Source organism: Streptomyces sp. NPDC042201, from assembly GCF_055582185.1.
Window position 1 is genome coordinate 131,700 of the sequence record NZ_JBVJDS010000008.1, and the last position, 13,145, is coordinate 144,844.

Annotated in this window: 11 protein-coding genes; 6 read left to right on the forward strand and 5 right to left on the reverse strand. The window is 71.6% G+C overall.

Translation table 11 applies throughout. The features are described from left to right. The first annotated feature begins 49 nt into the window (after window positions 1-49). Window positions 50-1,675 (forward strand): succinic semialdehyde dehydrogenase, encoded by a 1,626-nt coding sequence (locus ACZ6MZ_RS20760; protein WP_469353461.1) that lies wholly within the window; start codon window positions 50-52, stop codon window positions 1,673-1,675. Window positions 1,676-1,724: 49 nt separating this feature from the next. Further along, window positions 1,725-3,569 (forward strand): GMC oxidoreductase, encoded by a 1,845-nt coding sequence (locus ACZ6MZ_RS20765; protein WP_469353463.1) that lies wholly within the window; start codon window positions 1,725-1,727, stop codon window positions 3,567-3,569. 115 nt (window positions 3,570-3,684) lie between these two features. Here ACZ6MZ_RS20765 and ACZ6MZ_RS20770 read toward each other — a convergent pair whose 3' ends face one another. Then, entirely contained in the window at window positions 3,685-4,701 is a 1,017-nt protein-coding gene (locus ACZ6MZ_RS20770) for an LPXTG cell wall anchor domain-containing protein (RefSeq protein WP_469353465.1), read from the reverse strand. Between the two features lie 433 nt (window positions 4,702-5,134). Next, on the reverse strand, window positions 5,135-5,464 hold the full coding sequence (locus ACZ6MZ_RS20775; RefSeq protein ID WP_469353468.1) for a chorismate mutase: 330 nt from the start codon (window positions 5,462-5,464) through the stop codon (window positions 5,135-5,137). Between the two features lie 309 nt (window positions 5,465-5,773). On the opposite strand from ACZ6MZ_RS20775, the gene guaA reads away from it, so the two are divergent. Next, window positions 5,774-7,360, forward strand: coding sequence for a glutamine-hydrolyzing GMP synthase (guaA, locus tag ACZ6MZ_RS20780; protein WP_384336322.1), 1,587 nt, complete (start codon window positions 5,774-5,776; stop codon window positions 7,358-7,360). A 79-nt stretch (window positions 7,361-7,439) separates the two neighbouring features. Here the strand turns inward: guaA and ACZ6MZ_RS20785 are convergent, their stop codons facing one another. Next, a complete protein-coding gene (locus tag ACZ6MZ_RS20785; RefSeq protein ID WP_384189479.1) occupies window positions 7,440-7,862 on the reverse strand; it encodes a cupin domain-containing protein in 423 nt (140 codons plus the stop codon). 283 nt (window positions 7,863-8,145) lie between these two features. Here ACZ6MZ_RS20785 and ACZ6MZ_RS20790 point away from each other — a divergent pair, with 283 nt between their 5' ends. After that, entirely contained in the window at window positions 8,146-9,411 is a 1,266-nt protein-coding gene (locus ACZ6MZ_RS20790) for a hypothetical protein (protein ID WP_384189477.1), read from the forward strand. A 208-nt stretch (window positions 9,412-9,619) separates the two neighbouring features. Beyond that, the gene (locus tag ACZ6MZ_RS20795; RefSeq protein ID WP_386879148.1) at window positions 9,620-10,144 is read left to right on the forward strand and encodes a DoxX family protein; all 525 of its coding nucleotides are present in this window, start codon (window positions 9,620-9,622) and stop codon (window positions 10,142-10,144) included. Here the strand turns inward: ACZ6MZ_RS20795 and ACZ6MZ_RS20800 are convergent. Beyond that, window positions 10,051-10,314: a hypothetical protein gene (locus tag ACZ6MZ_RS20800; RefSeq protein WP_469353471.1), complete on the reverse strand. Its 264-nt coding sequence runs from the start codon at window positions 10,312-10,314 to the stop codon at window positions 10,051-10,053. The genes ACZ6MZ_RS20795 and ACZ6MZ_RS20800 overlap by 94 nt on opposite strands. Further along, entirely contained in the window at window positions 10,301-11,632 is a 1,332-nt protein-coding gene (locus ACZ6MZ_RS20805) for a PspC domain-containing protein (RefSeq protein ID WP_469353474.1), read from the reverse strand. The genes ACZ6MZ_RS20800 and ACZ6MZ_RS20805 overlap by 14 nt, the downstream gene beginning before the upstream one ends. Window positions 11,633-11,808: 176 nt before the next feature. Here ACZ6MZ_RS20805 and ACZ6MZ_RS20810 point away from each other — a divergent pair, with 176 nt between their 5' ends. Further along, window positions 11,809-13,107, forward strand: coding sequence for a PspC domain-containing protein (locus tag ACZ6MZ_RS20810; protein WP_389783922.1), 1,299 nt, complete (start codon window positions 11,809-11,811; stop codon window positions 13,105-13,107). The last annotated feature ends 38 nt before the right edge of the window (window positions 13,108-13,145 follow it).

Consider the following 13,145-nt stretch of genomic DNA (forward strand, 5'->3'; position numbering starts at 1 on the left):
TGTTACCGACGGGTACCCAAAGCTCCGGATGCGGCATACTCTCGGCCCCATGACGGACTCGCAGGCCCCCACTGTCAGCCCCGGCGCCCTCGGCACCAACCCGGTGGCCGCCGCCCCGGCCGGTGCGCGCACCGCGGCCGATGTGGTCACCCCCGAGGTGGTTGCCCAGCTCACCCATGGCGTCGTGGGCTCCGGCCGTACCGCCAACCACACCCCCTTCACCGGGGAGAAGCTGGCCGATCTGCCCGAGTCCACGCCCGAGGACGTCGCGACCGCCTTCGGGCGGGCCCGCGCGGCCCAGCCGGGCTGGGCCGCCCTGCCCGTCCGGCAGCGGGCCGCCGTGCTGCTCCGCTTCCACGATCTCGTACTGGAACGCCAGGCCGAGGTGCTCGACCTGATCCAGCTGGAGACCGGCAAGGCCCGGCTGCACGCCCATGAAGAGATCCAGGCCGTGGCCGTTGCCGCCCGCCACTACGGGCGCACGGCGCCGTCCTATCTGAGGCCGAAGCGCCACACCGGCGCCATCCCCACCCTGACCAAGGTCACCGAGTTGCGCCAGCCGCGCGGGGTCGTCGGCCAGATCGCGCCCTGGAACTACCCGTTCGAGCTGTCCGTCGGCGACGCCCTGCCCGCGTTCGTCGCGGGCAACGCCCTCGTGATGAAGCCGGACACCGAGACCGCGCTCACCGCGCTGTGGGCCCGTGACCTGCTGATCGAGGCCGGGCTGCCGGCCGAGGTCTTCCAGGTGGTGCTGGGCGAGGGCCCGGTCGTCGGCCCCGAGGTCGTCAAGCACGCCGACTACGTCTCCTTCACCGGCTCGACCCGCACCGGCCGCGAGGTGGCCAGGGGCGCGGCGGAGCGGCTGGTCGGGGTCTCCCTCGAACTGGGCGGCAAGAACGCCATGCTGGTCCTGAAGGACGCGGATGTGGAGAAGGCGGCGGCGGGCGCGGTGCGTGCCTGTTTCTCCTCCGCGGGACAGCTCTGCATCTCCATCGAGCGGCTGTACGTCCACGAGTCGGTCGCCGACGCCTTCATCGAGCGGTTCGCCGCCCGCACGAAGGCCATGCGGCTCGGCAACTCGCTCGCGTACGGCGCCGACATGGGCTCCCTGGTGGGCGAGCGTCAGCTCACGACGGTCGCCCGCCATGTCGAGGAGGCCGTCGCCAAGGGCGCCACGGTCCTGGCCGGCGGTGTGGCCCGGCCGGACATCGGGCCGCTCTTCTACGAGCCGACCATCCTCGACGGCGTCGAGGCACCGATGGCGGTCTGTACGGAGGAGACGTTCGGCCCGGTCGTCTCGGTCTATCGCTTCAGCGACGAGGACGAGGTGATCGCCCGCGCCAACGGCACGCCCTACGGCCTCAACGCGAGCGTATGGACGAAGGACGCCCGGCGGGGCCGGGCGGTCGCGGCCCGGCTGCGGACCGGCACGGTCAACATCAACGAGGGATACGCGTCGGCGTACGGCAGCGTGCGGGCGCCGATGGGCGGCATGAAGGAATCCGGTCTCGGCCGGCGGCACGGCTCCGAGGGCATCCTCAAGTACACCGAGGCCCAGACCGTCGCGCAGCAGCGGATCCTGCCCATGGCCCCGTCCCTCGGGATGGACGACGAGAAGTACGCGGCCTTCATGAGCCGCAGTCTGCGGGCCATGAAGGCGCTACGGCTGCGGTAGTCCGCCACGCGGTAGTGCGCAGCGCGGTAGTTCTCAACGAGGAGAGCCAGTGTCACAGGACAGCCATGCCCGGAACCAGCCCGACAGCGTCGCCGATGCCGACGGCGGCGCGTACGACTACGACTACGACGTGATCGTGGTCGGCTCGGGCTTCGGCGGGTCGGTCTCCGCGCTGCGGCTGACCGAGAAGGGGTACCGCGTCGGCGTCCTGGAGGCGGGCCGCCGCTTCACCCGCGAGACGCTCCCCAAGAACTCCTGGGACATCAAGAACTACCTCTGGGCGCCCGCCCTCGGGCTCTACGGCATCCAGCGCGTGCATCTGCTCGGCAATGTGATGGTGCTGGCGGGCGCCGGGGTCGGCGGCGGCTCGCTCAACTACGCCAACACGCTGTACGTACCGCCCGCGGCGTTCTTCAACGACCCGCAGTGGGCGTCCATCACCGACTGGGAGCAGGAGCTGAAGCCGTACTACGACCAGGCGCGGCGCATGCTCGGCGTACGGCTCAACCCGACCATGACCCCTTCGGACGTCCATCTGAAGGCCGCGGCCGACGCGATGGGCGTCGGCGACAGCTTCCATCTGGCCCCGGTCGGCGTCTTCTTCGGCGACGGCGAGGACGCGGAGGGTACGGCCACGGCCGGGCCGGGGGCGGCCGTCGACGACCCGTACTTCGGCGGGGCGGGACCGTCGCGCAACGCCTGCACCGAGTGCGGCGAATGCATGACGGGCTGCCGGCACGGCGCGAAGAACACCCTCAACGAGAACTATCTGTATCTGGCGGAGCGGGCGGGCGCCGTCATCCACCCGATGACCTCGGTGGTCGCGGTGACCGAGGACGAGGCGGGCGGCTACCGCGTCTCGACCGTGCCGACGGGCGCCCGCCGGGCCCGCCGGAAGGGCCGTACGAAGGACCTGCGCGCCCGCCGGGTGGTGATCGCGGCGGGTACGTACGGCACGCAGACGCTGCTGCACACCATGAAGGACCGGGGCCTGCTGCCGGGTATCTCGGCGAGGCTGGGCGAGCTGACCCGTACCAACTCCGAGGCGCTGGTGGGCGCGCAGACCGACAACCGGCGCTATCGCGCGCGGCACGGAGCGGCGAAGGCCGACTTCACCAAGGGCGTCGCCATCACGTCCTCGATCCACCCGAACGACTCCACCCATGTCGAGCCGGTGCGTTACGGCAGGGGCTCCAACGCGATGGGCGCGCTGTCCATCCTCCAGGTGCCGCACAGCGAGCGGCGGGTACGGGCATGGCTCGGGAACGCGGCCAGGCATCCGGCGCTGCTGCTCCGCTCGCTCTCCAACCGCCGCTGGTCGGAGCGGACCATCATCGGTCTGGTCATGCAGTCGCTGGACAACTCCCTGACGACGTACCGCAAACCGGGTGGCGTCGGGAAGGGCCTGCTCACCGCCCGCCAGGGCCACGGCGCCCCCAACCCGAAGCAGATCCCGGAGGCGACGCGGGCCGCGACCCTCATCGCGGCGGAGATCAACGGCTTCCCGGGCAGCAATGTGGGTGAGCTGATGGGCACGCCCCTGACCGCGCACTTCCTGGGCGGCTGTGCCATCGGCGCGTCGGCGGAGGAGGGCGTGATCGACCCGTACCACCGGCTGTACGGCCACCCGGGGATCTCGGTGGTCGACGGCTCGGCGGTCTCGGCGAACCTGGGCGTGAACCCGTCCCTGACGATCACGGCGCAGGCCGAGCGCGCGATGTCCTTCTGGCCTAACAAGGGCGAGCCGGATCCGCGCCCTGAACAGGGCGCGGGCACGGCGTACCTACGTCCCGCCCCGGTCGAGCCGATGTCCCCGGCGGTCCCGCCGGAGGCGTTCGGCGCACTGAAGCTGCCGTTCCTGGAGATGCCGAAGATCCCGCCGAAGAAGAAGTAACGCGGGCGGGCGGACAGAAGCCGACGGAAAGAAGCAGAGAGACAGAAAGACAGTAGAGACAGAGAGAGGCGCTGCACCCCCCTCCGAGTGCAGCGCCTCTCTCTGTCCGTACGCCTTACGCGGTGGCGTCGTCCCGGCGGCGCTTCATCGCGAACATCACGCCGGCACCGGCGACGATGGCGATTCCGCCGGCCATACCGATGACGGGAACCATGGAGGACGACCCGGTCTCGGCAAGGCTGCCGGTGGCGGGGAGTTCCTTGGAGCCGCCCTGCGGCTTCGGGCCCTCCGAGGGCTTGTCGCCCTTGCCCGGCTCGGCCTCGCCCGGGTTCTCGTTACCGGAGCCGGAGGCCAGGACCGTGAAGTACCAGTCGGCGTAGGCGCTGTGGTAGCAGTTCTGGTCGGCGTCCGCGTAGCCGGCGAGGCCCAGCGCGTAGCCGTCGCCGGCCGGGGCCTTGGCGCTGATGTTCAGCCGCAGCTTGAGGTCGACATAGGCCTTGGCGCCCAGCTCGGTCTCGCCGAAGTAGGCACCGGTGCCGAACTCGTCGGAGATCGAGACCCACGCGCCGTTCTTGTCCTGGAACTCGATCTCGGCGTAGGAGCTGAGCCAGTCCTTCTCCTCCCAGCTCTCCGAGAAGTTGTCGACGAAGAGCGCCCACTCGACGGTGCCGAGCGCCTTGTCGGAGGTGTTGGTCGCGCGCAGCGAGAACGAGTGCCATCCGCTGCCGGCGACGATCTTGCCGGGCAGACCGCTGATCCCCAGCTCGAGCGCGGAGTTCAGGTCGTTTCCGTCGTCATCGGTCGGGCACTCGTCGGCCGGCTCCGACGGGTCCTCGCTGGGGGTCGGCGCGGAGGTCTCGGGGGCGGGCTTCGAGGTCTCTTCGGCCGGCTTGGAGGTCTCCTCCGCCGGCTTCGAGGTCTCTTCGGCCGGCGAGGACGTCTCGCCGGCGGGCTCCGAGGTCTCCCCGGCGGGCGGGGTGCTCTCGCCCTCGCTCGGGGTCTCGGAGATTTCGGGTGCGGGGGACTCGGCGCTGGTCTGCGGGGTGGTCGTGTCACCGTCGGTCGCGAACGCGGCCGGCGCCGCGAAGAAAGCGGCAGGGGCTATGACAGCGGTCGCGGCTGCGACGGCCATAGCGCGGCGGAGCTTCATGAAGACCTCAGCGAAGTCGGCGCACCGCCGATACGCGGTGCGGAGTCTTGGGGCCCTCCGGGTGGGGGTCACGGGTGTGGCCTTTGGTTTCGCATGCAAGACCCGTGACGTGCGGAAATGGTTGTTGTCCACTTCACAGAATCTTTAAGTGGCCTGCGTCACACCCGCGTGGGGGAGGATCCGGGGGGCCGGCCGGCGCCGGGCGTCCCCGGGCCGGCCGGCCTTGAGTGACCGGGCCGCTGTCCCCTGCCGACCGGTCACGGGCGCCGGGGCGAGGTCCCACGACGCACCTGCGGTACGTCGCACGCCCCGGCGGAGCCAACGGCGGGATTCTGCTTCGCTGCGTGCCCGTACGGCCCAACGAAGCCCCGCCGGGGGCGGTCACGCGCCGTACGGGTGAGGGCGGTCCCCGAACTCAGATACGGCCCCGGCACAGCTCCAGCAGCGTCATCGCCAGCGCCGTGCCCGGCTTGCCGAGGGCGTCCCGGTAGTGACCGAGGATCTCCATCTCACGGGAGAGATTGACCCGGCGGCCGCCGGAGGTGAGGCGGGCGTCCTGGATGACGGCCGAGACCGCCATGCGTTCCTGGACGAGACCGATGATCCGGTCGTCCAGCGCGTCGATACGTTCACGCGCGTCACCGATGAGCGTGGCCGCCTCATCCGTACGGGCGCCGGTCTTCTCGGTGCGGGCCGGGCCGATCGTGGTGCCGGTCGTCGTGCCGGTCGTGGTGTCGGTCGTCATGTCGGATTCCTTGTCGGGGAGAGATGCCCCGGAGCGGCAGGCCCCCGAACGCGACAGACGCCCCGGGCCTTGTCGGCCCGGGGCGCCTGGGAAGTCGCTTGTCAGATCAAGCAGCACGACCATGGCAGCCGGACGGGCCGGTGCCATAGGTAAAGACGAAGGTCAGCTGCTTGTGCATGCGGACAGTATGGACCCGATGCCTCCGCCGGGACCACAGCGGGTTCGGATGGTGAGACGAAATGGCGTCATCGCCCCCCGTTAGAATCGATGTAACCCGATCCCATGCTCATCACCGCCGGAAGGCCGCCCGTGCCAGCAGCGCCCCCCGCCGCCGCCCCCGATGTCGTCCTCGTTGTCGACTTCGGAGCGCAGTACGCCCAGCTCATCGCCCGCCGCGTCCGCGAGGCCCGGGTCTACAGCGAGATCGTCCCGTCCACGATGCCCGTGGCCGAGATGCTGGCCAAGAACCCCAAGGCGATCATCCTCTCCGGCGGCCCGTCCTCCGTGTACGCGGAGAACGCCCCGAGCGTCGACCGCGCGCTCTTCGAGGCCGGCGTCCCCGTCTTCGGCATGTGCTACGGCTTCCAGCTGATGGCGACGACCCTCGGCGGGACCGTCGACAACACGGGAGCGCGTGAGTACGGCCGTACCCCGCTGCATGTCTCCAAGACCGGCTCCACCCTCTTCGAGGGCACCCCGGCCGAGCAGCCCGTCTGGATGTCGCACGGCGACGCCTGTTCCGCCGCTCCCGAGGGCTTCACCGTCACCGCGTCCACGGACGTCGTGCCCGTCGCCGCCTTCGAGAACGACGAGAAGAAGCTGTACGGCGTCCAGCACCACCCCGAGGTGATGCACTCCACCTACGGCCAGCAGGTCCTGGAGCACTTCCTCTACCGCGGCGCCGGTATCGAGCCGACCTGGACCACCGCCAATGTGGTGGACGAGCAGGTCGCGCTCATCCGCGAGCAGGTCGGCACCAAGCGCGCCATCTGCGGTCTGTCGGGCGGAGTGGACTCGGCGGTGGCCGCCGCCCTCGTCCAGAAGGCCATCGGCTCCCAGCTGACCTGCGTGTATGTCGACCACGGGCTGATGCGCAAGGGCGAGACCGAGCAGGTCGAGAAGGACTTCGTCGCCGCGACGGGCGTCCAGCTCAAGGTCGTCGAGGCGGAGGAGCGCTTCCTCACCGCGCTGGCGGGGGTCTCCGACCCCGAGCAGAAGCGGAAGATCATCGGCCGCGAGTTCATCCGTGTCTTCGAGCAGGCCCAGGCCGAGATCGTCGCCGAGGCGGGCGCGGAGGGCGAGGACGTCGCCTTCCTCGTCCAGGGCACGCTCTACCCGGACGTGGTGGAGTCCGGCGGCGGCAGCGGCACCGCCAACATCAAGTCCCACCACAATGTCGGCGGGCTCCCCGACGACATCGAGTTCCAGCTCGTCGAACCGCTGCGCAAGCTGTTCAAGGACGAGGTCCGGATGGTCGGCCAGGAGCTGGGCCTGCCGGACGAGATCGTCCAGCGCCAGCCGTTCCCGGGGCCGGGCCTCGGCATCCGCATCGTCGGCGCCGTGACGAGGGAGCGACTCGACCTGCTCCGCGAGGCGGACGCCATCGCCCGCGAGGAGCTGACCGCCGCCGGGCTCGACCGCGACATCTGGCAGTGCCCGGTGGTGCTCCTCGCGGACGTACGCTCCGTCGGCGTCCAGGGCGACGGACGGACGTACGGTCACCCGATCGTGCTCCGGCCCGTCTCGTCCGAGGACGCGATGACCGCCGACTGGACGCGGATGCCGTACGAAGTCCTGGCGAAGATCTCCACGCGGATCACCAACGAGGTCGCGGACGTCAACCGCGTGGTCCTCGACGTGACCAGCAAGCCGCCGGGCACCATCGAGTGGGAGTAACCCTTCCACCCCCCACCTCAGGTCAACGCCGTCGCCGTCGCCCTTTCCTCCGGGCGGCGGCGTCGCCGTATCCGGCTGATCAGGGGGCCGACGGGTCGAGGGTGAAGTCGTCGAAGTCGAAGCCCGGCGAGACGACACAGGTGACGAGCGTGGGTTCGTCGCCCGCCGGTTCCGCCGACTGCCAGACCCCGGCTGGAACCAGCAGCTGCGGCCGTTCGCCGGACTCGACGGCCGGGCCCAGGACATGGGTCTCGTCGCCGATGCGCAGCCGCAGCGGTCCGCCCCGGTGCCACAGCCAGAGTTCGTCGGAGCGCACAAGGTGGCGGGCGGAGCGTTCGCCGGGGTGCAGCAGGAAGTAGATGCCCGTCGCGAAGGCGCGCGGCCCCGGGTAGCCGGGCGGGACGGCGGAACTCCCGGTGCGCCAGGTCTCCTTGAACCAGCCGCCCTCGACATGCGGTTCCAGACCGAGCAGGGCGACCAGCGGCGAGATGGTGTCAGTCATGGCCGGCATTCTCGTCCACCCTGCTCCCGCCGCGCCCGAGCGGAATCGCGCCGCGGTCAAAAACTCGCAACGCGGTGTCGGCATCGCCGACCGGACGGGCGCGCAGCCCCGGTAGTCCCGGGACCGCCCGCAAGGACCGCGAACACCGCCTGGTCAACACCGTAACGATGTCGTCACCCGGACTGACCGGGCCAACTGCGTGTTTCCCTCACTCAGTACGGCACAATTCGCATACGGCGCAAGGAAGTTCACTGGGATCAGGGCGGGGAAGGCGGCGTTCGGCGTGTCGGTGCAAGAGGCGAGACTGGGCGCGCACGGCGGGGGCTGTACGTGCGGTGACTGTCCGCACGGAGCGCGCGAGGGGCACCGGCGGGCCGTGGCCGCGTTCCTGGCGAAGCGGGACGAGCTGGCCGCCGGGCACGGGCTGCCCGCCGCGGTCGCGTACTCACCCGGAGCCTCCCGGCAGTGGGTGTCCGACGAGCTCACCCAGTCCGCCCGCGCCGTCGCCGACCGCAGCCGCGAAGCGGGCGCGGCCTGGCTGCACTCCGTCTGGCGGCTCACGCTGCTGGCGGTCTGGGGCGGCGTCCTGCTGCTCGCCCTGGCCCAGGCCGCGACCGCGATCGGCTCCGGCTGGACGGTCGCCCGTACGGCGGGGCTGCTCGCCGCGCTGGCCGTCGCCGGGCTGCTGACCGGAGCCGCCAGGCTGCACCGTGCGCGCGGCGGACTGCTCGCGCCGCTGATCGGTGAGGACAACCGGCTGTCGACCTCACGGACCGTCGCCTCCGCCTGGGTGCTGCTCGTCGTCTTCGCCGTGCTCGTGCTCGCCCTCCAGCTCGCGGGCGCCTCCGGGCACGCTCAGCGCGACGAGCTGGTCGCGGGCCTGGAGCTGGCCAGGGGCGCCGGCCTGGTGACCGTGCTGGCCGTGGTGTGCGCCATCGCCGTCGTCGTACGCCGCGTGGTGGCCGTACGGGTGCTGGCCCAGCGACTGCAGAAGGTACGGGCCGAGCGGCCGCGGCCGGCCGATCTGCTCTGCGACGACGCCGGGCGCGGCAGTTTCACCGATGTGCAGTACGCCGTGGTGAACGCCGTCGCCGTGCTGTTCTCGGTGGTCCGGCTGGCCCGGCGGCCCGAGCAACTGCCCGATCTGCCCTGGGCGCTCGCCCTGCTGGTCGCCGTCTCCGCCGCGACCTACTTCGCCGGAAAGTACGCGGAGGGCGGGCGGCCCGTCATCCTGTCGGTGGTACGGGCCCGTGAGGCGGGGGACCTGGACGCCCCCATCCGTACCGGCGACGACATCGAGATCCGCGGCGCCGGCTTCGTACCGCCGGGCGCGGGCACCCCGGACCGGCTGGCCAGGATGGTCGTCAGGATCGGCCCGGTCCATGTCCATGTCCCGCTGGTGCCGGTCCCCGGCGGCTTCGCCAACCCCGCCGACACCTCCCTCACCGTGCCGGTACCGGTGGACGTCGAGCCGGGCCCCGTCGAGGTGCAGGTCGTCACGGCGGCCGGGGTGGAGACCAACCCGGTCACCGTCGAAGTGATGGACTGAGCAGCGCTCGCTGAGCGAAACTGGCTGCGTCTGAACGGACCTGGCCTGTATCTGTTTCACACCGGTGAGGGGTATGGCCGATTCCGACAGGTGATCGGCCCGTCCGCTGAGCGCGGGACGCGTCGTATGCGTATGCATGGAAGAGGCACGCGGGGACATACACCCCCGCGGCGGCGGCGTGGACAGGGACAGGGAAGGCGGACCGGCGATGACACTTGGCTACCGGACGGACACATACGGACAGACCGGACCCGGCGGTGAGCGGAGCGGCTGGCGTGAGAACGCCACTCGCTACGCGCTGCTGCCGCTCAGGATCTTTCTCGGCATCACCTTCATCTACGCGGGACTCGACAAGCTGACCGACAGCGCGTTCCTCTCGGCGTCGGGCAGCGGGTCGATCGGCGACATGATGCGCGGCGTACGGGACAGCTCGGCCATCCCCGCGCTCGTCGATCTGGCGCTCAGGAGTCCCGAGGGGTTCGGCTACGCCATGGCCCTCGGCGAACTCGCCGTGGGCCTGGGCACCCTCTTCGGACTGCTCACCCGGCTCGCCGCACTCGGCGGCGCCCTCATCTCGCTGAGCCTGTGGCTGACCATGAGCTGGCAGAGCGATCCGTACTACTACGGCAATGATCTGCCCTATCTGATGGCCTGGCTGCCGCTGGTGTTCGCCGGTGCCTCGATGTTCTCCCTGGACGCGGTCCTGGCCAGTCGGCGGCGGCGTACGCGGTAGTGCGTCCAGGTCACCGGGGCGGCCAGGAGGAGGCCGCCGGAGATGACCGGGAAGACCGTGTACCACGGGGTGTGCCAGGCATCGACCGCGTCGCCTGCGTAGGCGATGGCCGCACCCAGCACCGCCAGGCCCACGACCAGCCGGCCCGGCCGGATCTCATGAAGAAGCACGGGTCACCTCCACCTGGCCGAGGCCGACTTCGAGCCGCAGCTCCAGCGTGCCGGCCGGGCCGGCGCCCGGCCGCGGCGTGAGCGTGCGCTGACGCGACTGGTCCGGGGAGACGTCCACGTCGTTGGGCCGCTCCCCGGGGAGACTGATGTCCCCGAGGCCGGTGGTGGCGCGGACCTTCACGGTCACTCCGTCCGGTACGACGACCTTGAGCAGCCCGGCGCCGACCTCGGCGGACGTGCTGACGGTCCGCCCCTCGGGGACGGCGACAGCGCCCAGATCGAGGGTGCCGACACCGGAGCCCAGTTCGTACCGAGGCTGTACGGCGGAGACCGAGGCCGGGGTCCAGTGCTGGCGGCCCCACTCCGTGCTGATGTTCTTCGGGACCGCGGAGGCTCCCGCGAGCAGCCCGGCCGTGACCAGGGTCAGGAAGATCGTGCCGACGCCGGTACGGCCCAGGAAGGTGCTGGCCGCGAGACCGAGGCCGAAGACCGCCAGCGCGGCGGCCAGGCCGATCTGCACGCTCGTACCGAACGGCCGGCTCTCCCAGGACAGGCCCGTACCGAGCGCGCCCGCCAGCAGGGCGAGCAGGAAGACGATGCCGCCGATCCCGCGCGGCCCCCGGGAGCGGGAGGCGCGCACCGGGGCGGTCTTGCGGTATCCCGGCGGCGCCGCGTCGGCGATCCCGTCCTCCGGTCCCCACAGATAGAGGGCGCCGGCCGGATCCGAGGCGCCGTCCTTGATGATCGGGTCGCGCCACCACGAGGGAAAGCCCGGCGTCGGCGGCGCCTTGGTCTCCGGCGGCGCCTCCGCGACGGCGTGCGCGGTGGCGGGGTCGAGCGGACCGCCGGCCGGAGCGGTGACCCGGCGGCGCTGGGACCAGACGGCCGAGCCCACGACCGCGATCGACAGCATCGCGGCGAAGCCGAGCGTGCCGCCGTTGCCCAGCATGGACAGGAACAGCCCGCAGCCGATCAGCGCGAGCAGCACGGCGATCAGCGACGCGCCGTCGACCCGGCCGGACAGCAGCCTGCGGGCCTCGTTCTCGTCCTCGCCGTCGAGCGGGATCAGCAGCCAGGCGAAGCCGTAGAAGATCAGCCCGAGGCCGCCGGTCACGGTGAGCACCCCGATGACGATCCGGAAGATCACCGGATCGACGTCGCAGTACCGCCCGAGCCCGCCGCACACGCCGGCGAACACCTTCTGCCGCGGACTGCGCCGCAACCGCGAGGCCGCGGGGGGCGACACCGGACCCGCGGCGGAGGCCGGCGCCGACGGTGGCGGGGGCGCGGGGGGCGGCTGGGTCGGCGACTGGGTCATACGTCCATGGTGACGGCGCCGGTGCCGTGGCTCCAGCCACCCCGACCCTGGGCTGTCCCTGATATCGGCCCCGGGCGGTCTAGGGGATGTACTCCCTCAGGGGTTGCGTCATCAGGGTCGCGTCAGGGGTCGGACCCTGATGTGCCCGTCCGCCCCGCCGTGTGACCATCGGTGTCATGCCCGCCGCCCCGCCCCGCGCCGCCACGCCGTCATCCTCCCGCGCCACCGCGCCGGAGGAGCAGCCGCCGCGCAAGCTGTACCGCAGCGCGGACGGCCGGCTCCTGGGTGGGGTCACCCGCGGGCTGGCCGGCCATCTCGGCCTGCCGGTCGTCTGGGTACGGCTGGTCTTCCTCGGGCTCTTCTTCGCCCAGGGCCTCGGCGCGCTGCTCTACGCGGTCTTCTGGATCGTCGTCCCGCTCGGCGTCGGCGGTACGGCGACCGAACCGCGTTCCGTCTTCGAGCTCAGCCCGGACGGCCGACGCCGCCTCCGCAAGCCGGACAAGGGCCAGATATTCGCGCTGATCGCGCTGGTGATCGGCGCCGGCATCTTCATCGGCAACGTCAATCTGGGCCGCAGCCACGCCGACCGCTACATCTGGCCGATGCTGCTGATCGGCGCGGGCGTCGTCCTGGTCTGGCGGCAGGCGGACAACGCGCGCCGGGCCCGCTGGACCGAGGTCGGTAGACGCCGCCGGGTGCTCCAGCTGGCGCGCGCCTTCGCGGGGGTCGCCCTGGTCGGCCTCGGCCTGGCCGTCTTCATGGTGGTGCGCGGCGCGGCGGCCCAGCTCGGCAACGTCCTGACCGGGGCCATCGCTGTCGTGGCCGGGGTCGCGCTGCTCGCCGGGCCCTGGCTCGTACGGATGACCCAGGACCTCTCCGAGGAGCGGCTGATGCGCATCCGCGCGCAGGAGCGCGCGGAGGTCGCCGCGCATGTCCATGACTCCGTGCTGCACACCCTCACTCTCATCCAGCGCAACGCGGACGACGGGGGCGAGGTCCGCCGCCTCGCCCGGGCCCAGGAGCGCGAGCTGCGGGCCTGGCTGTACAAACCGGAGGGCACGGGCAAGGACGAGGAGGACGAGCCCACGACCCTCGCCGAGGCGGTGAAGCGGACGGCGGCCGAGGTGGAGGACTACCACGGAGTGCCGATCGAGGTCGTGGTCGTCGGCGACTGCCCGCTCGACGAGGGGCTGGCCGCACAGATGCAGGCCGCACGCGAGGCGATGGTCAACGCCGCCAAGTACGGTGGCGAGGGGGGCGCTGTGCAGGTTTTCGCGGAGGTGGAGGGCCGGACGGTCTTCCTCTCCGTACGGGACCGGGGGCCGGGGTTCGACCTGGACGCCGTGCCGGACGACCGGATGGGCGTGCGGGAGTCGATCATCGGCCGGATGCAGCGCAACGGCGGCACGGCACGGCTGCGGTCGGTGCCCGGCGGCGGCACGGAAGTGGAGCTGGAGATGGAACGGGCGGACTGACCGCCGGCGGGCGGGTGACTGCCGGCCGGACAGCCGGT

Excerpts from the sequence above, each read along its gene's own strand:
- ACZ6MZ_RS20795 (WP_386879148.1), top strand. The coding sequence starts at position 9,620 with ATGACACTTGGCTACCGGACGGACACATACGGACAGACCGGACCCGGC.
- ACZ6MZ_RS20785 (WP_384189479.1), bottom strand. The coding sequence starts at position 7,862 with ATGACTGACACCATCTCGCCGCTGGTCGCCCTGCTCGGTCTGGAACCG.
- ACZ6MZ_RS20775 (WP_469353468.1), bottom strand. The coding sequence starts at position 5,464 with ATGACGACCGACACCACGACCGGCACGACGACCGGCACCACGATCGGC.
- ACZ6MZ_RS20805 (WP_469353474.1), bottom strand. The coding sequence starts at position 11,632 with ATGACCCAGTCGCCGACCCAGCCGCCCCCCGCGCCCCCGCCACCGTCG.
- ACZ6MZ_RS20810 (WP_389783922.1), top strand. The coding sequence starts at position 11,809 with ATGCCCGCCGCCCCGCCCCGCGCCGCCACGCCGTCATCCTCCCGCGCC.
- ACZ6MZ_RS20760 (WP_469353461.1), top strand. The coding sequence starts at position 50 with ATGACGGACTCGCAGGCCCCCACTGTCAGCCCCGGCGCCCTCGGCACC.
- ACZ6MZ_RS20770 (WP_469353465.1), bottom strand. The coding sequence starts at position 4,701 with ATGGCCGTCGCAGCCGCGACCGCTGTCATAGCCCCTGCCGCTTTCTTC.